The 19,719-nt window shown below is 65.4% G+C and carries 21 protein-coding genes, 1 other RNA gene and 1 pseudogene; 12 read left to right on the forward strand and 11 right to left on the reverse strand.

What is annotated here, in order from left to right; translation table 11 throughout:
* Nucleotides 1-87: 87 nt before the first annotated feature.
* The 7 genes and pseudogenes from AC1DVM_RS17925 to AC1DVM_RS17955 form a co-directional block, all read right to left on the reverse strand.
* Nucleotides 88-177: pseudogene (locus tag AC1DVM_RS17925) on the reverse strand (YebC/PmpR family DNA-binding transcriptional regulator); the annotation flags it as partial.
* Nucleotides 178-289: 112 nt separating this feature from the next.
* Complete coding sequence (locus tag AC1DVM_RS17930; protein WP_477256573.1) at nucleotides 290-958, reverse strand: exopolysaccharide biosynthesis protein; 669 nt, start codon at nucleotides 956-958, stop codon at nucleotides 290-292.
* 73 nt (nucleotides 959-1,031) lie between these two features.
* Nucleotides 1,032-1,853 carry a TIGR00282 family metallophosphoesterase gene (locus AC1DVM_RS17935; protein WP_477256575.1) on the reverse strand — a complete coding sequence of 274 codons (822 nt, stop codon included), beginning with the start codon at nucleotides 1,851-1,853 and terminating at the stop codon, nucleotides 1,032-1,034.
* Between the two features lie 24 nt (nucleotides 1,854-1,877).
* Nucleotides 1,878-2,459 (reverse strand): 5-formyltetrahydrofolate cyclo-ligase, encoded by a 582-nt coding sequence (locus tag AC1DVM_RS17940; RefSeq protein ID WP_477256577.1) that lies wholly within the window; start codon nucleotides 2,457-2,459, stop codon nucleotides 1,878-1,880.
* A 13-nt stretch (nucleotides 2,460-2,472) separates the two neighbouring features.
* Nucleotides 2,473-2,628, reverse strand: a non-coding RNA gene (ssrS, locus tag AC1DVM_RS17945) — 6S RNA.
* Between the two features lie 91 nt (nucleotides 2,629-2,719).
* On the reverse strand, nucleotides 2,720-3,082 hold the full coding sequence (locus AC1DVM_RS17950) for a cell division protein ZapA (protein ID WP_477256580.1): 363 nt from the start codon (nucleotides 3,080-3,082) through the stop codon (nucleotides 2,720-2,722).
* A gap of 1 nt (nucleotide 3,083) precedes the next feature.
* A complete protein-coding gene (locus tag AC1DVM_RS17955; RefSeq protein ID WP_477256582.1) occupies nucleotides 3,084-3,377 on the reverse strand; it encodes a DUF4164 domain-containing protein in 294 nt (97 codons plus the stop codon).
* A 272-nt stretch (nucleotides 3,378-3,649) separates the two neighbouring features.
* Here AC1DVM_RS17955 and tkt point away from each other — a divergent pair, with 272 nt between their 5' ends.
* From tkt to AC1DVM_RS18000, 9 genes are all read left to right on the forward strand, one after another.
* Nucleotides 3,650-5,611, forward strand: a complete 1,962-nt coding sequence (tkt, locus tag AC1DVM_RS17960) for a transketolase (RefSeq protein ID WP_477256613.1) — start codon at nucleotides 3,650-3,652, stop codon at nucleotides 5,609-5,611.
* Between the two features lie 45 nt (nucleotides 5,612-5,656).
* A complete protein-coding gene (gene gap / locus AC1DVM_RS17965; RefSeq protein ID WP_477256584.1) occupies nucleotides 5,657-6,664 on the forward strand; it encodes a type I glyceraldehyde-3-phosphate dehydrogenase in 1,008 nt (335 codons plus the stop codon).
* A 12-nt stretch (nucleotides 6,665-6,676) separates the two neighbouring features.
* Complete coding sequence (locus AC1DVM_RS17970) at nucleotides 6,677-7,867, forward strand: phosphoglycerate kinase (protein WP_477256586.1); 1,191 nt, start codon at nucleotides 6,677-6,679, stop codon at nucleotides 7,865-7,867.
* Nucleotides 7,868-7,913: 46 nt separating this feature from the next.
* The gene (gene fba / locus AC1DVM_RS17975) at nucleotides 7,914-9,002 is read left to right on the forward strand and encodes a class II fructose-bisphosphate aldolase (RefSeq protein WP_477256588.1); all 1,089 of its coding nucleotides are present in this window, start codon (nucleotides 7,914-7,916) and stop codon (nucleotides 9,000-9,002) included.
* Between the two features lie 112 nt (nucleotides 9,003-9,114).
* A complete protein-coding gene (locus tag AC1DVM_RS17980; RefSeq protein WP_477256590.1) occupies nucleotides 9,115-9,768 on the forward strand; it encodes a thiamine phosphate synthase in 654 nt (217 codons plus the stop codon).
* Nucleotides 9,768-10,667, forward strand: coding sequence for a tetratricopeptide repeat protein (locus AC1DVM_RS17985; RefSeq protein WP_477256592.1), 900 nt, complete (start codon nucleotides 9,768-9,770; stop codon nucleotides 10,665-10,667). The genes AC1DVM_RS17980 and AC1DVM_RS17985 overlap by 1 nt, the downstream gene beginning before the upstream one ends.
* Nucleotides 10,668-10,791: 124 nt before the next feature.
* Nucleotides 10,792-11,586: an inositol monophosphatase family protein gene (locus AC1DVM_RS17990; protein ID WP_477256594.1), complete on the forward strand. Its 795-nt coding sequence runs from the start codon at nucleotides 10,792-10,794 to the stop codon at nucleotides 11,584-11,586.
* A gap of 204 nt (nucleotides 11,587-11,790) precedes the next feature.
* Complete coding sequence (locus tag AC1DVM_RS17995) at nucleotides 11,791-12,756, forward strand: flagellar motor protein MotA (protein WP_477256596.1); 966 nt, start codon at nucleotides 11,791-11,793, stop codon at nucleotides 12,754-12,756.
* Nucleotides 12,756-13,784 (forward strand): peptidoglycan -binding protein, encoded by a 1,029-nt coding sequence (locus AC1DVM_RS18000; RefSeq protein WP_477256598.1) that lies wholly within the window; start codon nucleotides 12,756-12,758, stop codon nucleotides 13,782-13,784. Before AC1DVM_RS17995 ends, AC1DVM_RS18000 begins: the two co-directional genes overlap by 1 nt.
* A gap of 2 nt (nucleotides 13,785-13,786) precedes the next feature.
* Here AC1DVM_RS18000 and AC1DVM_RS18005 read toward each other — a convergent pair whose 3' ends face one another.
* Complete coding sequence (locus tag AC1DVM_RS18005) at nucleotides 13,787-13,969, reverse strand: DUF3606 domain-containing protein (RefSeq protein ID WP_477256600.1); 183 nt, start codon at nucleotides 13,967-13,969, stop codon at nucleotides 13,787-13,789.
* Nucleotides 13,970-14,049: 80 nt separating this feature from the next.
* Nucleotides 14,050-15,840 carry an ABC transporter transmembrane domain-containing protein gene (locus AC1DVM_RS18010; RefSeq protein WP_477256602.1) on the reverse strand — a complete coding sequence of 597 codons (1,791 nt, stop codon included), beginning with the start codon at nucleotides 15,838-15,840 and terminating at the stop codon, nucleotides 14,050-14,052.
* Between the two features lie 237 nt (nucleotides 15,841-16,077).
* Here AC1DVM_RS18010 and rpmE point away from each other — a divergent pair, with 237 nt between their 5' ends.
* Entirely contained in the window at nucleotides 16,078-16,311 is a 234-nt protein-coding gene (gene rpmE / locus AC1DVM_RS18015; RefSeq protein ID WP_477256604.1) for a 50S ribosomal protein L31, read from the forward strand.
* Nucleotides 16,312-16,378: 67 nt separating this feature from the next.
* On the opposite strand, the gene rcdA is transcribed toward rpmE, so the two are convergent.
* Both rcdA and AC1DVM_RS18025 read right to left on the reverse strand, forming a co-directional pair.
* Nucleotides 16,379-16,939 carry a protease adaptor protein RcdA gene (rcdA, locus tag AC1DVM_RS18020; protein ID WP_477256606.1) on the reverse strand — a complete coding sequence of 187 codons (561 nt, stop codon included), beginning with the start codon at nucleotides 16,937-16,939 and terminating at the stop codon, nucleotides 16,379-16,381.
* A gap of 355 nt (nucleotides 16,940-17,294) precedes the next feature.
* On the reverse strand, nucleotides 17,295-17,501 hold the full coding sequence (locus AC1DVM_RS18025) for a DUF1192 domain-containing protein (RefSeq protein WP_477256608.1): 207 nt from the start codon (nucleotides 17,499-17,501) through the stop codon (nucleotides 17,295-17,297).
* 99 nt (nucleotides 17,502-17,600) lie between these two features.
* On the opposite strand from AC1DVM_RS18025, the gene AC1DVM_RS18030 reads away from it, so the two are divergent.
* Together AC1DVM_RS18030 and AC1DVM_RS18035 are read left to right on the forward strand one after the other, a co-directional pair.
* Nucleotides 17,601-18,599, forward strand: coding sequence for an NAD(P)H-quinone oxidoreductase (locus tag AC1DVM_RS18030; protein ID WP_477256610.1), 999 nt, complete (start codon nucleotides 17,601-17,603; stop codon nucleotides 18,597-18,599).
* Nucleotides 18,600-18,813: 214 nt separating this feature from the next.
* Entirely contained in the window at nucleotides 18,814-19,533 is a 720-nt protein-coding gene (locus tag AC1DVM_RS18035; protein WP_477256612.1) for a DUF1013 domain-containing protein, read from the forward strand.
* The last annotated feature ends 186 nt before the right edge of the window (nucleotides 19,534-19,719 follow it).

Below are 19,719 nucleotides of genomic sequence, written 5' to 3' on the forward strand. Positions count from 1 at the left end.
GCATCCACCCGCCCCTTGCGGTGCATGATGTTCTTGAACTGTGAGTGTCCGGCCATTGGGCCTCCAGAGAGACGGCCGAGGGCTCCCGCGAGCAGGGCACCCGTCAGGCCGTGGCTGTTGAGCATCCACCCGCCCCTTGCGGTGCATGATGTTCTTGAACTGTGAGTGTCCGGCCATTGGGCCTCCAGAGAGACGGCCGAGGGCTCCCGCGAGCAGGGCACCCGTCAGGCCGTGGCTGTTGACGATAGCGGGCTTATAAAACGCGGCGAGCCCCGACGCAAAGCCCGTCTCAGAACCAGCTGGTGATGGCGGCRTGAATGAGATGGTAGGACGCGCCGAGCACCGTCACCGTATAGGCAAGACCGGCCAGACCGATGAGATAGCCCCCCAGCAGCAGATAGCCGTCCTCCTCCATCACCGCGATGGAGACGATCACCAGCGCGATGGAGGGCGGAAAATTGGTGCCCGGAAAGGGAATCAGCACCGAGAGCGCCGCCAGGAGCGCAAACAGCCCGACGACCCGATCACCGAGCGGACTGAACAGCTGGGTCAGGCGCGGTCTGCAATAGCTTTCGAGCTTCTGGAGCTTCGGCTCGGCGATATCGATCAGGCGTTTGAATTTGGAAACCGAGACCGTGCGGCGGCGGATGAAGCCGGGCAGCCACGGGTGTTTGTGGCCGAGCAGCATCTGGATGCCGAAGATCAGCACCGGCGTCCCGACGATACCGGCGATCCCGGGCGGCGCCGGCACGCAATTGGGCAGGCTGAACAGGATCAGCACGAACCCGAAGGCCCGTTCCCCGAAGGCATGCATGATCTCGCCGATGGAGATGGTGTCGGATCGGGCATTGTCGATGACGGATCGCAGGACCGCGGAGGCGCTCTTGTGCCCCTCGGCTTCGGGCAACGTGCCGTTATGCGTCACCGAATAGGGCTTCTGGTCGAGATTGGCGTCCACTCTGGTCCTCCGTGACGAACAGATGGGCATGCATTGTGGCAAGCCAAGGGACGCTACAAGGAAAGGCCACGGTCTAATCCCAGAAGCGCGGCCATGATTCTTCGAGATGCGGGCCAAGCCTCACCGCCGCGACGCGGTGCGCGAGCCCGGTGCGATCATCGGTCTCGACCGCGATTCCGGAGAGCGTCCCCTCCCCGAGGCCAGGCTCCATGCGGGGGCCGGGGGTCTTCTGCAGAAAGCGGCGGATCGATTCCTCCTTCTGCATGCCGAGGATCGTGTCGTAATCGCCGCACATGCCCGCATCCGACATATAGGCGGTTCCGCCGGACAGAACTCGGTGATCGGCGGTCGGCACATGGGTGTGGGTGCCGACGACGAGGGAGGCGCGACCGTCGAGGTAATGGCCCATGGCCTCCTTCTCGCTGGTCGCCTCGGCGTGGACGTCGACGATGACGGCGTCCGCCACCTGCCCGAGGGGGCAGGCTTCGAGCTCCCGGTCGAGCGCCGTGAAGGGATCGTCGAGGGGATCCATGTAGAGCCGGCCCATGACGTTGACGACGAGAACGCGTTTCCCCGTCGCCGTGTCGATGAGATTGGCGCCCCGCCCAGGGGTGCCGGCTGGAAAATTCACCGGCCGCAAAAGCCGTGTCTGGCGCTCGATGAAGACCAGGGTCTCGCGCTGGTCCCAGGTGTGATTGCCGAGCGTCACCGCGTCCGCCCCCGCGTTCAGGAGGTCGTCGCAGATCGCCTCGGTGATGCCGAAGCCGCCAGCCGAATTCTCGCCGTTGATGACCACGCAATCGAGCTGCCACCGGTCGCGCAATCCGGGAAGACGCTCCACCACCGCGTTGCGGCCCGGCCGACCGACCACATCGCCAAGAAACAGAAGACGCATGGGAAATCCTTGGGAATGACCGCCCTAGGGGCTGGTTCTGATCAGTTCGTTCTCGGTGATGACGATATCCAGCAAACGGTCGTGCGGTTCAAGCGGCACCGCGTCGATCTCCTGGACCGCGTAGGCCAACCCGATCGTCAGGACGGGATGCTTCTTCTCGAGCTCCGCGATCGCGCGGTCGAAATGGCCCTTGCCGTAGCCGATGCGGCCGCCGCGCCGGTCGAACGCCGCCAACGGGATGAGGAGCGCCGCCGGGTAGATCTCCGGCGCATTCGGCCCCGGCTCATGCACGCCGAATCCGCCCTTGATCAAAGGATCGCCCGGCTGCCACAGCCGAAAACTGAGATGCGGGTGAATGATCTGCGAAAGCGCCACCTCCTGCCCCCGGGCGGCGAGCGCCTCCATGATCGGGCGCGGATCGACCTCGCTGCGGATCGGCCAATAGGCGCCGATCGTGCCGGTCTCTTTCAACTCGGGGAGGTCGAGGGCCCGGGCAGTGACGCTTTGCGCCGCGTCGGTCCGGAAGGCCTCGTCGAGCCCGTCGCGCCGGGAAAGTGCCTGCTGGCGAAGCTTTTCCTTGAGGTCGGCGAGAGGGAGTGTGGTCATGAATGGTCTTGAGTGCGGAGCCGCGAAAGTCGTCAGAGAAGCGATCCCGGGAACCTACTTGTGTAGGTGGGCGCCATGTGTCCCGGTCCAGGGACCGGGTCAGGGACAGCTCCCTTGGGATCGTTAAGGCCCCGGGGAAATGATCTCTAGACGTGCCCCACAGCCCCGCCCTCCGTATGTAGGGACGATGAGGGTGCGGGGGAAGGGGAAAGTTGGTGCTATCTGCGGTTCGGAAAGGTCGGACGCTGGCGCCGGTCTCCTCAACCCGGCCCGTTCAACCCCCGCGCCAGCCGCTCGATCCGGTCGGCGGCCTTCTGGATGCCGTCGGCGAGGCGGGTTTCGATCATCTGGCTGCGTTCGTCGCCCGTCGAGGCGAAGGAGCGGATCCCGTTGAGCTCGGCCTCCATGGCGGCAAGCCGCTTCTGCAGGTCGTGCATCTCGTCCGCCATGGTGATGGCCGCCATGACGTGGAGACGCATGTCGCCGATCTCGCCGAAGGTGCCCCGCATCTCCTCGATCTTCGCATCGAGGGAAGCAGCCAGACCTTTCAGATGGTCCTCCTCGCCGTCCGCGCACGCGATGCGGTAGGTCTTTCCGGCAATCAAGACAGAAACCTGTGACAACTCAGCCCTCCTCGGGTTCGAGTTCGCCGGCCTGATGAAGCACGCTCTGGATCGTCCCGATGGCGACGCGGACGCGCTGGCTGACGTCGTCCGTCGCCGCCTCGTAGCGCTGCAGGCGGGTCAGGGCGCCATCGAGCTCGCCTGCGAGGCGGGCGCGATCGTCCTGCATGAGCTGAAGTTCGGTCTCCAGATCGCCGCGCCGCTTTTCGGCTTCGAGCCGCCGTGAAACCGAGGCCTCGAGAAGCCCGAGGGCAATATCCAGCCGTTTCAACGCGTCATCGAGAATGGGTGTCATCGCAACTCCGGGAATCGTCCCCGACACTAGGCCGGTCGTTACCGAGGGGCAACGGGGCTGCGAGGTTATGCAGAACCTCGTCTCCCGCGCATGCCGTCGGTCTGCTCGCGGGCTGCGAAGTCTTTGACTCGCCCGGCCCTCGTGTTAAGGAGCCCACGCCCCCTCAGATGAGGTTTCGTGGCGACGAATCCTGCTCGCGCGAAGCCGCCAAGACTTGTGGATTACCAACCGTGCCAGATTCTGCCCCCGCCGACCGCGTCACACACTCGGACATGGCGAATGCCGTTCGCGTTCTCGCCATGGATGCAGTCGAGCAAGCAAAGTCCGGCCATCCGGGCCTGCCGATGGGCGCGGCCGACATGGCAACGGTGCTGTTTACGAAGTTTCTGAAATACGACGCCACGGAGCCGACCTGGGCCGATCGCGACCGCTTCGTTCTCTCGGCCGGCCACGGCTCCATGCTGCTCTATGCGCTGCTGCACCTGACCGGCGTGAAGGGCATGACGATCGATGAGCTGAAGAATTTCCGCAAGCTCGATTCCAAGACGCCGGGCCACCCGGAAAATTTCATGACGCCGGGGGTCGAGACCACCACCGGCCCGCTCGGACAGGGCATCGCGACCGCGGTCGGCATGGCCATGGCGGAGCGGATGCTGAACGCCGAATACGGCGACGATCTCGTCGATCACCGCACCTACGTGATCGCCTCGGACGGCGATCTCATGGAGGGCATCAGCCACGAGGCGATCTCGCTTGCCGGGCACCTGAAGCTCAGCCGCCTGATCGTTCTCTTCGACGATAACGGCATCTCCATCGACGGGCCGCTGTCCCTGTCGGAATCCGGCGACCAGGTGAAGCGCTTCGAGGCTGCCGGCTGGCGCGCGGTGCGCGTCGACGGCCACGATCCGCAGGCGATCGCCCGCGCCCTGTCCCGGGCGCAGAAATCCGACCGCCCGACGATGATCGCCTGCAAGACCACCATCGGCTACGGCGCGCCCAAGAAGGCCGGCACCTCCAAGGCTCACGGCGAGCCGCTGGGCGCCGAGGAATTGGCCGGCGCGAAGGCGTCCTATGGATGGAAATCCGAACCCTTCGCGCTTCCGGACGCGATCCGCGACGCGTGGACGAAGGCGGGCCGCAAGGGCCGCCGCCAGCGCAAGGCCTGGACCGACCGCCTGAAGGCAGCGCCCGCGGAGACCCGCCGCGAATTCGAGCGCCGCATGAAGGGCGTGCGTCCCGAAGGGCTTTCCGCGGCCGTCGCGAAGCTGAAAGCACGCCTTCTCGCCGAGCCGCAGAACGTGGCGACCCGCAAGGCCAGCGAAATCGCCCTCGAGGTGATCACCGAAGCGGTGCCCGAGATGGTGCTCGGTTCGGCCGACCTGACGCCCTCCAACAACACCAAGACCAAGAATCTCACCGCCATCTCGCCGGGCCATTTCGCCGGCCGCTATGTCCATTACGGCATCCGCGAGCACGGGATGGCGGCGGCCATGAACGGCATTTCGCTCCATGGGGGCTACCTGCCGGCGGGCGCGACCTTCCTGGTCTTCGCCGATTATGCGCGTCCCGCCATGCGCATCGCGGCGCTTGCCGGAATCCCCGTGATTTACGTGATGACCCACGATTCCATCGGCCTCGGCGAGGACGGCCCGACCCACCAGCCGGTCGAGCATCTGGCGTCGCTCCGCTCGATGCCGAAGATGCGGGTCTACCGCCCGGCCGACGCCATCGAGACCGCCGAGTGCTGGCAGCTCGCCGTCGAGCGCACGGACGGGCCGAGCCTCCTGGCATTGACCCGCCAGAACCTGCCGCAGGTCCGCAAGGAGGCGGGGGAGAAGAACGTCTCGGCCACCGGCGCCTATGAATTGTCGCCCTCCAGCGGCAAGGCGCGCGCGACCATCTTCGCGTCGGGCAGCGAGGTCGAGATCGCGCTCGAGGCGCAGAAACTTCTCGCCGAACAAAGCTTCGCGGTTCGCGTTGTGTCGGTACCGTCGCTCGATCTCTTCCTGTCGCAGCCCGAGAGCGTTCGGGCCCGCATCATCGGTGATGCGCCCATCAAGGTGGCGGTCGAGGCGGCCGTGCGTTTCGGCTGGGATGCGGTGATCGGTTCAGACGGTATCTTCGTCGGCATGAGCGGGTTCGGCGCAAGCGCGCCTTACAAGGATCTCTACCGGCATTTCGGCATCACCGCCGAAGCGGTGGCCGAAAAGGTCCTCAGGACCCATAATCTCTGAGGTTTTTTGCAGCGATGAACCTCGTCGCACAAGGGAGCTAGGACAATGACGGTGAAGGTCGCGATCAACGGCTTCGGTCGTATCGGGCGCAACATCCTGCGCGCCATCGTGGAAAGCGGTCGCACGGACATCCAGGTCGTGTCGATCAACGATCTCGGCCCTGTCGAGACCAACGCCCACCTGCTGCGCTACGATTCGGTGCACGGCAAGTTCCCGGCCGACGTGAAAGTCGAGGGCGACTTCATCGTGGTCAACGATCAGCGCATCAAGGTCACGGCCATCAAGGACCCGGCGCAGCTTCCGCACAAGGAACTCGGCGTCGATATCGCGCTGGAATGCACCGGCTTCTTCACCTCGAAGGAAAAAGCCTCGGCGCACCTCACCGCCGGCGCCAAGCGCGTGATCGTCTCGGCCCCGGCGGACGGTGCCGATCTCACGGTCGTGTACGGCGTCAATCACGACAAGCTGACGAAGGATCACATCGTCATTTCGAATGCCTCCTGCACCACCAACTGCCTCGCCCCGGTGGCGAAGGTGCTGCACGACGCGGTCGGCATCGAAAAGGGCTTCATGACGACGATCCATTCCTACACCAACGACCAGCCGTCGCTCGACCAGATGCACAAGGACCTGTATCGCGCCCGCGCCGCCGCCGTGTCGATGATCCCGACCTCGACSGGCGCYGCCAAGGCSGTSGGCCTSGTGCTGCCGGAACTCAASGGCAAGCTCGACGGCRYSTCGATCCGCGTGCCGACSCCSAACGTCTCGGTGGTGGATTTCAAGTTCATCCCGAAGCGCCCGACCTCGGTCGAGGAAATCAACAACGCCATCAAGGCCGCGGCAGACGGTCCCCTCAAGGGCGTGCTCGCCTATACGCACGAGCCGAAGGTCTCGATCGATTTCAACCACGATCCGGCATCGTCCACCTTCCATATGGACCAGACCAAGGTGCTGGACGGTACCCTCGTTCGCGTGCTGTCGTGGTACGATAACGAATGGGGCTTCTCGAACCGGATGGCGGACACCGCCGTCGCCATGGCGAAGCTGATCTGACGGAGCTTGTCGATGACCGCTTTCCGCACGCTCGACCAGGCTGACGTCCGGGGAAAGCGCGTCCTCGTCCGCGTCGATCTGAATGTTCCGATGGAGAACGGCCGGATCACCGATGCGACCCGCATCGAGCGCATCCTGACGACGCTCCAGGAGATCTCCGACAAAGGCGGGAAGGTGATCCTTCTCGCCCATTTCGGCCGACCGAAGGGACGCGATCCGAAAGAGAGCCTGCGGCCGGTGGCCGAGGCGGTCGGGCAGCATCTCAAAAAGCCCGTCGCCTTCGCGGAGGATTGCGTGGGCGATGCGGCCGAAAAGGCCGTGGCGGCCTTGAAGGACGGCGACATTCTCCTCCTCGAAAACACCCGCTTCCACGCAGGCGAGGAGAAGAACGAGCCGGCCTTCGTGAAGCAGCTTTCGGCGCTCGGCGACCTTTATGTCAACGACGCCTTCTCGGCCGCCCACCGCGCCCACGCCTCCACGGAAGGGCTCGCCCATGCGCTGCCCTCCTATGCGGGCCGCACCATGCAGGCGGAGCTCGAAGCTCTCACCAAGGGGCTCGAAGCCCCAGCCCGCCCTCTCGTCGCCATCGTCGGCGGCGCGAAGGTGTCGAGCAAGATCGACCTTCTGGAAAACCTCGTGAAGAAGGTCGATGCGCTGGTCATCGGCGGCGGCATGGCCAACACCTTCCTGCACGCCATGGGCCTCGGCATTGGCAAGTCGCTTGCCGAAAAGGACCTGGCCGATACGGCGCTTCGGATCCTCGAGAAGGCGCGCGAGACCAATTGCGCCATCATCCTGCCGGTGGACGGGGTTTGCGCCTACGAATTCAAGGCCGGCGCCTATAACCATGCTTACGGCATCGACGCGATCCCGGACGATCAGATGATCCTCGACGTGGGGTCGCAATCGGTCGAGCGGATCAATTCGGCCATCAACGACGCGAAGACGCTGGTCTGGAACGGCCCGCTCGGGGCCTTCGAGATCACGCCCTTCGACCAGGGCACCGTGGCGGCCGCGCGCCATGCGGCGGAACGCACCAAGGCCGGCAAGCTGGTCTCGGTGGCGGGGGGCGGCGACACCGTGTCGGCGCTCAACCATGCTGGCGTTGCGGACGACTTTTCCTATGTATCGACAGCGGGCGGCGCTTTCCTCGAATGGCTCGAAGGCAAGCCCTTGCCCGGTGTCGACGCGCTGAAAGCCTAGGCCGCGCGGCTTCTGCGACTTCAAAAATCAACAAACGGAGGACGATATGGCACGCATCACCTTGAGACAGCTTCTCGATCACGCTGCCGAGCAGGGCTACGGCGTACCTGCGTTCAACATCAACAACATGGAGCAGGCGCTCGCGATCATGGAGGCGGCGAACGCTCTCGACGCGCCGGTGATCATCCAGGCGAGCCGCGGCGCGCGCTCCTACGCCAACGACATCATGCTCAAGCACATGATGGACGCCGTCACCGAGATCTACCCGCATATCCCGGTCTGCGTTCATCTCGACCACGGCAACGAGCCTGCGACCTGCATGACCGCSATCCAGKCGGGCTTCACCTCGGTGATGATGGACGGCTCGCTCAAGGCCGACGGCAAGACCCCGGGCGATTGGGACTACAACGTGGATGTCACCCGCCGCGTGGTCGAAATGGCGCATCTCGGCGGCATCTCGGTCGAGGGCGAACTCGGCGTGCTCGGCTCCCTCGAGACCGGCATGGGCGACAAGGAAGACGGCCACGGCGCCGAGGGCAAGCTCAGCCACGACCAGTTGCTCACCAATCCCGACGAGGCCGTCAAGTTCGTCGCCGAGACGAAGGTCGACGCGCTGGCCATCGCCATGGGCACGTCCCACGGGGCCTACAAGTTCACCCGCAAGCCCGATGGCGCGATCCTCGCCATGAACGTTATCGAGGAAATCCACGCGAAGCTGCCGAACATGCATCTGGTGATGCACGGCTCCTCTTCCGTGCCGCAGGACCTGCAGGACGTCATCAACCAGTACGGCGGCAAGATGCCCCAGACCTGGGGCGTCCCGGTGGAGGAGATCCAGCGGGGCATCAAGCACGGCGTCCGCAAGATCAACATCGACACCGACAACCGGATGGCCATGACCGGCCAGATCCGCAAGATTCTGACCGAGAATCCCGGCGAGTTCGACCCGCGCAAGTACCTCAAGCCCGCCATGGAAGCCATGACCAAGCTCTGCAAGCAGCGCCTGCAGGAATTCAACACGGCCGGACAGGCCTCCAAGATCAAGCGCGTTCTCACCCCGGCCGAGATGGCCAAGCGTTACGCGGCAGGCGAACTCGACCCGAAATTCAGCACGGACCGCAAGGCCGCCGAGTAATCGATCCGGGTTTTGCCCCAATCATCGAAGAGAAGCGGGGCCTCGCATGATGGCCCCGTTTTCGTTATGGCGTAGCTATCCGATCTCCTTGTCCTCTCGCGATCCGTGGAATATGGCCGAACCTGCAGCCCGCCTCTATCTCATCACCCCCGTCGTCGACGACCCGGCCGTTTTCGCGCCGCGTCTCGCGGAGGCCTGCGCGACCGGCCATGTGGCGGCCCTGCTTTTGCGGCTGCCGAAGGCCGAGGAGCGGACCCTCGTGAACCACATCAAGGTTCTGGCCTCCTCGGTCCAGGATCATGGAACGGCCCTCATCATCGCGTCCGCCGGCGAGGCTGATCTCGCCATCGTCGCCGGGCGCGCCGGTGCCGACGGCGTCCATGTGACGAGCGGCCAGTTCGACCTGAAGGACCTGCGCCAGCAGCTCAAATCCGAGCGCGCGCTCGGCGTCGGCGGCCTTCGCACGAAGGACGAGGCCATGGCGGCCGGAGAGGCGGGAGCCGATTACCTGCTGTTCGGCGAACCGCGCGCCGACGGCAGCGTCCCGGCGCTCGACAGCGTGATCGAACGGGCGGCCTGGTGGGCCGAGATTTTCGAGACGCCCTGCGTGGCCTATGCGGCGGATCTGGACGCGATCCCGACGCTGGTCGCGACCCATGCGGAATTCATCGCCCTCGGTGACGCAGTCTGGTCCCATCCCGAGGGCCCGGCAAAGGCGGTGGCCGCGGCCGTGGCGCTGATCGGTGAGCGCGAGGCGCAGGATTGATGCGCGCCCTCCTTGTGTCTGTGGCCCTCTTGGCGGCTGCGTTGTCGACTGGGCCCGCCCAGGCGGCGCCGGATCTCGCCTATGGGGCCTACCAACGCGGCCACTACAACGAGGCGTTTCGCGAGGCGACCCTGCGGCTCGAAAAGAACAAGACCGATTCCGCCGCCATGACCCTCTTGGGCGAATTGTACAACCAGGGCCTCGGCGTGCCCGTGAACCCGGTGAAGGCTGCGGAATGGTATCGGCTGGCGGCGGCGCGCGGCGACGCGAAAGCGCTCTCGTCCCTGGGCCTGATGGCGCTCGAAGGCCGCGGCATGGACAGGAACCCGGCGCAAGGCCGTGCCTGGCTCGAGGAAGCAGCCGCGAAGGGCAACCCGGTCGCGAGCTACAATCTGGCGCTGATCCTTCTGTCGAGCAACGCCGACGCGGATGTCCGACGCACCCTCGAATTGTTGCGGGTCGCAGCCGACGCGGAACTTCCCGACGCCCAGCATGCCCTCGGGGTCCTTTACCTGAAAGGCCGGGGCATCACCCGAAACCCCACCGAGGCCGCATCCCTCTTCGAGCGGGCGGCCCAGAACGGGTCATCGGTGGGCGACGTCGAATACGCGATCCTTCTCTTCAACGGCGAAGGCGTGATGAAGAACGAGAGCAAGGCGGCGCAGTATTTCCGCCGCGCCGCCGCGAAGGGCAGCGCCATCGCGCAGAACCGCCTGGCGCGCCTCCTCGTCTCGGGGCGCGGCGTGCCGGTCAACAAGGTCGACGCCGCGGCCTGGCATATCCTCGCAGTAGGACAGGGCCTGGCCGATCCCTGGCTCGACGACGCGCTGCGGGACATGACTCCGGACGAGAAGAAGAAGGCCGAAAAGCTGGCGGGCGAACGGCTGGGGATGCGCTAGCGCGCAGGCGGGTGGACGGCCCGTAACGGGGCGCAAAGCCGCGCTGTCGCTTGACCTTCGGGTCCCGGCGTGGTCCATCCGGCCTCACCCCTTTCCCGCTCCCCGAATTCAGGACCGCCCGCCGATGATCCGCTCGCCCCTCATGACCGTCATGACCGATGCCGTGATGAAGGCTTCGCGCTCCCTGAAGCGGGATTTCGGCGAAGTCGAGAATCTCCAGGTGTCGCGAAAAGGGCCGGGCGATTTCGTGTCCGCCGCCGACCGCAAGGCCGAGCAGATCCTGCGTGACGCGCTCGAAAAGGCGCGGCCCGGCTATGGCTTCATCCTCGAAGAGGGCGGGACCGTCAAAGGCACCGATCCGAACCACCGCTGGCATATCGACCCCCTCGACGGCACCACGAACTTCCTCCACGGCATTCCGCAATTCGCCATTTCGGTCGGTCTCGAACGGGACGGCCAGATCGTCGCCGGTGTGGTGTACGATCCGATCAAGGATGAGCTGTTCATCGCCGAAAAGGGCAAGGGCGCGTATCTCAACAATCGCCGCATCCGCGTTGCTGCCCGCATCGAGATGGCGGACGCGGTCGTTGCCTGCGGGCTGCCCCATATCGGCAAGGGCGATCACGGTGTGTTCATGAAGGAACTCTCCGCCGTCATGGGCCATGTGGGCGGCATGCGCCGCTTCGGCGCCGCAGCCCTCGACCTCGCCTATGTGGCCTGCGGGCGGCTGGATGCCTATTGGGAGCGCGGCGTGAACAGCTGGGACGTGTCGGCCGGCATGCTGCTGATCCGCGAGGCCGGCGGCTATCTCTCCGACGTCGATGGCGGGACGGATCCGCTCAATGCCGGCAGCATCGCGTGCGGCAACGAGACCCTGCATCGCGAGCTGCTCAAGCTCCTGAAATCCGCAAAACGGTAATTCTATCCCAGATTTCTGTTCGTCCAGCTTCGGTGCGCCTCCGCTACGCTTGATCCGGCGCGACGGCCCGGTCACATTGCGGGAGCGTGATGCTGAGAACCGTCCAGAGGTTTTCGGGGCACATCCCGCCTGAGTTGCTGGTATCGATCACGGTGTTCGAATCTCGTGATCCAGGGCGTTGCGCACCGAGAGAGCAGGATAACGATGGACGAACAACCCCTTACCCCACCGCGGATCTATCTGATCCGGATGGCGGTGTTCCTGATTCTGGCAGGGTTTGTGGCGTTCATTCTCTACCGGCAGATCATCGACGCCTTCATGGCGAATCCGGGCTTGAACGGCCTCATCGTGGGCGTGACGATCATCGGCATCGTGCTGGCGATCCGGCAGGTGGTGAGGCTTTTCCCCGAGATCCGCTGGGTCAACACCTTTCGGCAGACCGAGGAAGGCATGCTGCCTCCCAATCCGCCCATTCTGCTCGCGCCCATGGCGTCCTTCATCAGCGGTCGCTCGGCCCAATCGACGCTCTCCGTCGCGGCCACCCGCTCGCTTCTGGACTCGATCGGCGCGCGCCTGGACGAGAGCCGCGAAATCGTCCGCTATCTGGCGGGACTGCTGGTCTTTCTCGGCCTGCTTGGAACCTTCTGGGGCCTCATCGACACCGTCGGCTCGGTCGGCCGCATCATCTCATCGCTTCGCACCGGGCAGGATTCGGCGGTCCTCTTCGACGAACTCAAGAATTCGCTGGCGGGCCCGCTCCAGGGCATGGGTCTGTCGTTCTCGGCATCGCTGTTCGGCCTCGCCGGCTCGCTGGTGCTGAGCTTCCTCGATCTCCAGGCGGGCCAGGCGCAAAGCCGCTTTTATACCGAACTCGAGGATTGGCTCGCCATGTCCACCATGGACACGACGGGCGCTGATCTTCAGGCCCGTCCCGGCACCTCCAACGACCTTGCGACCGCGCTCCACCGTCTGACCGCGGCGGTCAATGACGGCGCCGGAGGGCGGGCCTCCACGCAGGCCATGGCCAATCTTGCCGAGGGCGTGCAGGGCCTCGTCCAGCACATGCGGGCCGAACAGCAGATGATCCGCGACTGGGTGGAGGCGCAGGCCGCGCGCGAGAAGGAACTGAAGCAGGTGCTCGATCGCCTGTCGCAAGAAAGACTGCCCTGATGCCGGTTGCAAGTTCGGGCAGGCGGCGTCGCGGCCCCCGGGGAGAGCTCAATTACTGGCCGGCCTTCGTCGATGCGCTCTCGACCCTTCTGCTCGCGATCGTGTTTCTCATCTCGGTGTTCATGGTCGGGCAGTTCTTTCTGTCCCGCGAATTGTCGAGCCGCGACACCGTGCTCGACCGCCTGAACCGCCAGATATCGGAATTGACCGACCTGCTGTCGCTTGAGCGCTCGGGCCGGCGCACGCTGGAGGAGAATCTCAATTCCCTCCAGACGACCCTGCAGGCGGCGGAGGCCGACCGGGAGCGGCTGCAGAACCTCGTCGAAAGCGGCGGCGCCGCGCAGACCCGCGCCGATGATCTGAACCAGGCTCTCACCACGGAGCGGCAGGCCACCGGGCGCGCCATGAGCCAGATCGACATCCTCAATCAGCAGATCGCCGCCATGCGCCGGCAACTCGCCGCTTTGGAGGAGGCGCTGAACGCGTCCGAAACCCGCGACAAGGACAGTCAGGCGCGGATTGCCGATCTTGGTTCACGGCTGAATGTGGCCCTGGCGCAGAGAGTGCAGGAGCTGGCGCGATTCCGCTCCGATTTCTTCGGCCGCCTGCGCCAGATTCTCGGCAACCGGCAGGATGTGAGAATCGTCGGCGACCGCTTCGTTTTCCAGTCGGAGGTGCTGTTTCCGGCTGGACAGGCGACGCYTCGGCCCGAAGCCTCCGGCGAACTCGATCGCATCGCCAGCGCGCTGGTCGAGCTCGAGAAGCAAATTCCCCCCGACATTCCTTGGGTGATCCGGGTCGACGGTCATACGGATTCGCGGCCGATCGCGACGGCGCAATTCCCGTCGAACTGGGCGTTGTCGGCGGCCCGCGCCATCGCGGTGGTGCAGGCCTTCGCGGCCCGGGGCGTGTCGCCGCAGCACCTGCTTGCGGCAGGCTTCGGCGAATACCAGCCGCTCGATCTCGCCACCACCGAGGAGGCCTATTCGCGCAATCGGCGCATCGAGCTGAAACTCACCGAACGTTGAACTCAGGCGGGTTTCCCGAGCGCCCTCGCCACGTCGGAGACCTGCACGCCCACGCGTTTGACGGTGCTCATGAGTTGGTCGCGCGAGACGCGCCAGCGCCCGGTCCAGTAGCGGATCTCCCAATCCTCGTGGAGGTTGATGCGCGGGGAATCCTGCGGATGCCGCCTGCTGCACATGCCGATCATGGTTGTCTCCCCGAGGACGCCGTGCCGGCGCGACGCCGGCTCTCACATAACCGGCAAAACGGGAATCGGTTTCGATCGGTTTACTCGGCCGCCTGCACCTCCCCGTCGGGATCGGTGAACTGGAGCCTCGCCAACCGCGCGTAGAGCCCGCCTTCGGCAAGAAGCGCCTCGTGGGTCCCCTCTTCGACGATCCGGCCCTGATCCATCACCAGGATGCGGTCGGCGGAGCGGATCGTGGCGAGCCGGTGGGCGATGACGAGGGTCGTGCGGCCCAGCATCAGCCGGTCGAGGGCGGTCTGGACCTTGCGCTCGCTTTCCGCATCGAGTGCGGACGTCGCCTCGTCGAGAAGCAGGATGGGCGCATCCTTCAGGATGGCCCGGGCGATCGCCAGACGCTGCCGCTGTCCCCCCGACAGGGTGACGCCGCGTTCGCCGATGAGGGTGTCGTAGCCCTGCGGCATGGCGCGAATGAAGCCATCCGCCGCCGCGAGCGTCGCAGCGTGGACGATCTCCTCCTCGGTGGCGTCATGACGTCCGTAGCGGATGTTGTCGCGAACGCTGGCGCCGAACACCGTCGGGTCCTGCGGCACGAGCGCCATGCGCGACCGCAACGCCACCGGGTCGGCCTGCGGGACCGGGACGCCGTCGACGAGGATCCGGCCCTTCTGGGCATCGTAGAACCGCAGCAGCAATTGCAGGACGGTGCTTTTCCCGGCCCCCGACGGTCCCACCAGCGCCACCCGCTCGCCGGGGGCGAGGCGGAGCGTGAAGCCCTTGAGCGAGGGCCGCTCGTTGCTGGAGGGATAGGAGAACCACACATCCTCGAACGACACCGTGCCGGGCGACGGCACCGGCAGCGGAACCGGATGCGAAGGCGCCCGGATGGCAGGCTCGGTGGCGAGGATCTCGCCGAGCCGCTCGGCCGCGCCCGCCGCTTGCGCGAGTTCGCCATAGACCTCCGAGAGCTGGCCGAGGGAGCTTGCGGCGAACACCGCGTAGAGGACGAATTGGGACAGCTGGCCCGGCGTCATGGTGCCGCTCATGACATCCTGCGCGCCGTACCACAGCACCCCCACGACGCTCGCCGATACCATGAAAATGCCGATGCCGGTCAGGAACGACCGCATGGTGGTGGACAGGCGGGCGGCCTCGAAAGCCTGTTCGGCGGCGGCGGCGAACCGCGCGGCCGTTTCCTGCTCCATCCCGAAGGCCTGCATGGTGCGAACCGCGCCGACGGCTTCGGCCGCATAGGCCGAGGCGTCGGCCAGCCGGTCCTGCGCGGCGCGGGATCGCCGCTGCACGGCGCGGCCGGAGATCACCAACGGCAGCACGATGGCGGGTATGGCGAGCAGCACGAGGGCCGACAGCTTCGGGCTCGTCACGATCATCAGCGCCACCGCGCCGACGAACAGGAAGACGTTGCGCAGCGCAATCGAGATGCTGACCCCGAAGGCGGCCTTCACCTGCGTGGTGTCGGCGGTCAGGCGCGAGACGATCTCGCCGCTCTTGGTGCGGTCGAAAAAGGCCGGATCGAGGATCGTCAGATGACGGAAGACCGCGGCGCGCAGATCCGCCACCACCCGCTCGCCGAGCGTGATCACGAGGTAGAACCGGGCGGCGCTTGCCGCCGAGAGCACGCCCACGACCAGCAGCAGGACGAGAAAATACGCATTGATGAGGGTGCGGTTATCCGACGAGAAGCCGAAATCCACTACGCGCCGAAGGGCGATGGGCATGACGAGGGTGGCGGCCGAGGCGACGACCAGCGCCACCAGGGCGGCGGCAATCCGCCCCTTGTAGGCGATCGCGTAGGGCACGAGGGGCCGCAGCGCGGAGAGTGCTGCTTTCGGGCGGGGAGTTCTGGCAGGCATGGCGGCCATATCGATCTGTCAGCTTTCGTGCCCGGCTGGGCGTGTCGTGGAATCGCGTTTTGGCGCTCTGGCCGCCTTGCGGGTTCCGAATCTCGGTTTCAGGGTCCGAAACCTGTTTCAGGGCCCCATCTCTTGTTTCAGGGTTCCAAGTACGGTATAGGCCGGCAACCTTTCAAGACAGGCTCGAATTTTCAGGCTGCAGGCTGGCCCATCGGACAGCCGCACGAGGACATGGCAATGGCGCGCAAATCAACCGAACATCCGGACTATCATTTCATCAAGGTCGTGATGACCAACGGCACCGAGTTCACCACCCGGTCGACCTACGGCAAAGAGGGCGACAGCATCAACCTCGATATCGACCCGAGCACCCACCCGGCCTGGACCGGCGGAACGCAGCAATTGCTCGACCGTGGCGGTCGCCTGTCGCGCTTCAACTCGAAGTTCGGCAACATGGCCTTCAAGAAGTAATTCTTGCAAGAACCGGGGTTGTCGCACCCCTGACGAAAAAGCCCCGCGCGAGCGGGGCTTTTTTCGTTCAATCGGCGGAGCGGTGCGGGGAAGGTGCGCGGGAGCCCACCCCGAAAGTCCGCTCCAGCAGGGCACGCTGACCGGCCACCGCGTTGATTCCGGCCGCGCGGGGCGTCTCGTCGACCTCGGCGATGATCTGTTCGAGGTGGAGAATGCGCGCATGGAGGCGGGCTGCGAGCCCCACGAGTTCCCGGAGGCGGGCCGGGAGCGCCTCGAACTCGGCGATCGTCGCCGTGGCGTCGTGGGATGCAAGGCGGACGCGGTTCTTCTCGGCCTGACCCTGATCGACGGTCATTTCCCCTTCGGCCACCGCCCGCTGAACCAGAAGCCAGGAGGCGATCTGCATGAGCCGGGTGGTCAATCGCATGCTTTCGCTCGCATACGCGACGGTGATGGGACGCGGCAAAGGCCGCGATTCCTCCCGGCCCGGCCCATCCAGATAGGCCGCCGTCTCTTCCACCAGCTCCATGCCCTCCTGGAACAGCGCCCGGAAGGCCTCCGAATGCACGAAGCTGTTGCCGAACCGAATCGGGCCGGCCTGAAGATTGATCACGTCCGGTTCTCTCACCGACCGTCTCCCGAAGCTTTGCCGCCTGCTCCGGTGGTCCGGGCGGGGTCTGCTTTTGCTGTGTCAGGAGATCAGTATAGAGCGCGTCGGCGCAGGATGCTCCGCTAACCCTTTCTTAAGGTTAAGCGGCATCGCGAACGCCACCATCCCGGCCATTTTCGCCCGAAAGATAGAAGTTCTCACCGGCAAAAGGAGAGCCGCCTTGCAGCGGCTCGAAGTGATCACAGGGAGGCGTCAAACAAGAGTGAACAGGAGCCACTCGATATCCAGCGAGAGAGAGAACTGGATGGGTTCATTAACGCTCCTAAACCCTAAGAATTGGTTAAGCGGCCCAACCCTCGGTCGAAGCGCGCTGTCAGGCCGAGCCAAGATTGAAGAATGCGCTCGCCGCATCGAGGGACCGTTGCTTGCCGGACCGGGCTTCTTTCAGGCGTGCGATCTCCCGTTCGAGCAACCCGACGCGCTCGTCGATCTCGTCGATCGACAGAAGGGACAGGTCCTGCCCGATCTCGTGCCCGCCCTTCCGGGGCAGCGGGTCCTCGGCAAAGGGATCGAAAGCCATATCGTTCTCCTTCCAAAGAAATTTCGCCTCAGGTTAGGCCGTGCTACGCGCCTTGCCAATATCGGCTATAGGAATGGCGCTTGGCCGAAGGAGGACAGAATGGCGGCAATTTCGGACACCATGCGGGCGGTCGTCGCCGAGGGGAAAGGCGGCCCCGAGGTCCTGAGGATCGTCCAGCGTCCCGTTCCTACCCCGTCCGACGGGCAGGTTCTGGTCCGGGTCGAAGCCGCCGGAATCAACCGTCCGGACGTCGTCCAGCGCGAGGGCCGCTACCCGCCTCCCCCCGGCGCACCCGATATTCTCGGGCTTGAGATCGCCGGCCGGGTGGTTGCCACAGGCCCCGGCGTGTCCCGATTTTCCGTCGGCGATGCCGTCATGGGCCTGGTGCCCGGCGGCGGCTATGCGGATTACGCCGTCGTTCACGAGACCAACGCGATCCGGGTGCCGGACGGGCTCGCCATGGTCGAGGCCGGCGCCATGCCCGAGACCTATTTCACCGTCTGGACCAACGTCTTCGAGCGCGGAGCCCTGAAACCGGGCGAGACTTTTCTGGTCCATGGCGGCACCTCCGGCATCGGCACCACCGCCATCCAGCTCGCCAAGGCCTTCGGCGCGACCGTTCTCACCACCGCGGGCAGCGCGGAGAAATGCGAGGCCTGCCGGCGCCTCGGCGCGGATCTCGCGATCAATTACCGGGCGGAGGATTTCGTCGCGGCGGTCAAGAGTTTCACCGGCGGACGCGGCGCCGACCTGATCCTCGACATGGTGGGCGGGGATTACATTCCGCGAAACTACGAGGCCGCGGCCCAGGATGGGCGCATCGTGCAGATCGCCTTCCTGCAGGGCAGCAGGATCGAGATGGATTTCGGCCGCCTGATGCTGAAGCGCCTGACCCATACGGGCTCGACCCTGCGCTCCCGGTCGGTTGCCGAAAAGGCCGCGATCGCCGAGGCGCTCGCCGCCAAGGTCCTTCCCCTGCTGGGCGAGGGCCGCGTGAAGCCGTTGATCGATTCCACCTTCCGCCTCGACGAGGTCGCCAAGGCGCATGCCCGCATGGATGGGGGCAGCCATATGGGCAAGATCGTCCTGCTGCCTTGAGGGGCTTGTCGTTAAGGTAAGCAGCATCGAATGAGGATTCCCGCAGCCGTAAGGATGCGTTTGGAATTGCAACCTCGGTGCGCGATCCGTATAATAACCCTGTTTCCCTCACATCGTGAGACGAGATGCTCCGGTCCGACCGGTTCGGAGCGCAGGAGAGTTTTTGCCGTGCGGCGCCGACGAATCGGCACCCGGCTTTCAGGAGAAAAAGCCCATGTCCCAGGGACCGCTGATGCCCAAGGCGACAGCCGTGTGGCTCGTCGAGAACACGTCCTTGTCGTTCGAACAGATCGCCGATTTCTGCAAGCTCCACCCGCTCGAGGTGAAGGGGATCGCCGATGGCGAGGTCGCGGCCGGCATCAAGGGTCTCGATCCGATCACCTCCGGTCAATTGACCCGCGAGGAAATCGAGACCGCCCAGGCCGACAGCGCGCACCGCCTGAAAATGGCCGAGTCGCGAGTGAAGCTCCCCGAGCCCAAGCGCACCAAGAAGGGCCCGCGCTACACCCCGGTGTCGCGCCGCCATGACCGGCCCAACGCGATCCTCTGGCTGGTCCGCAATCATCCGGAGCTGAAGGACGCACAGATCATGCGCCTCGTCGGCACCACCAAGACGACGATCCAGCAGGTTCGTGACCGGACCCACTGGAATTCGCCGAGCCTCGCGCCGATGGACCCGGTGACCCTCGGTCTCTCGTCGCAGATCGACCTCGATTTCGAGGTGCAGCGCGCCGCCAAGGACCGTCCGCACGTGGAAGCGCCCGACGCGGGCGGCACCCTGATGCCGGCCGAAGTCTCGACCGCGCCGGTGCGCGACGAGCCCTTCGCCGATATGAGCCGTCCGAAACCGGTTGAAGAGGACGCCATCGACGTCAATTCGGTCTTCGCCAAGCTCAAGCAGCTGAAGCAGGACGACGAAGAAGACGACGCATAACGCATCGCAACAAAAGGCCCGGAGCGATCCGGGCCTTTTTTCTAATCCTCGCAACTCGTCATGGCCGGGACTATTCCCCCGCCAGACCCCTGCCCTTCAACGCCTCCCCGATCTCCTCCAGCACCATCGGATCGTCGATGGTCGCCGGCATCGACCAGGCATCGCCGTCGGCGATCTTCTTCATGG

This window comes from Microvirga sp. P4_A5 (genome assembly GCF_056402495.1).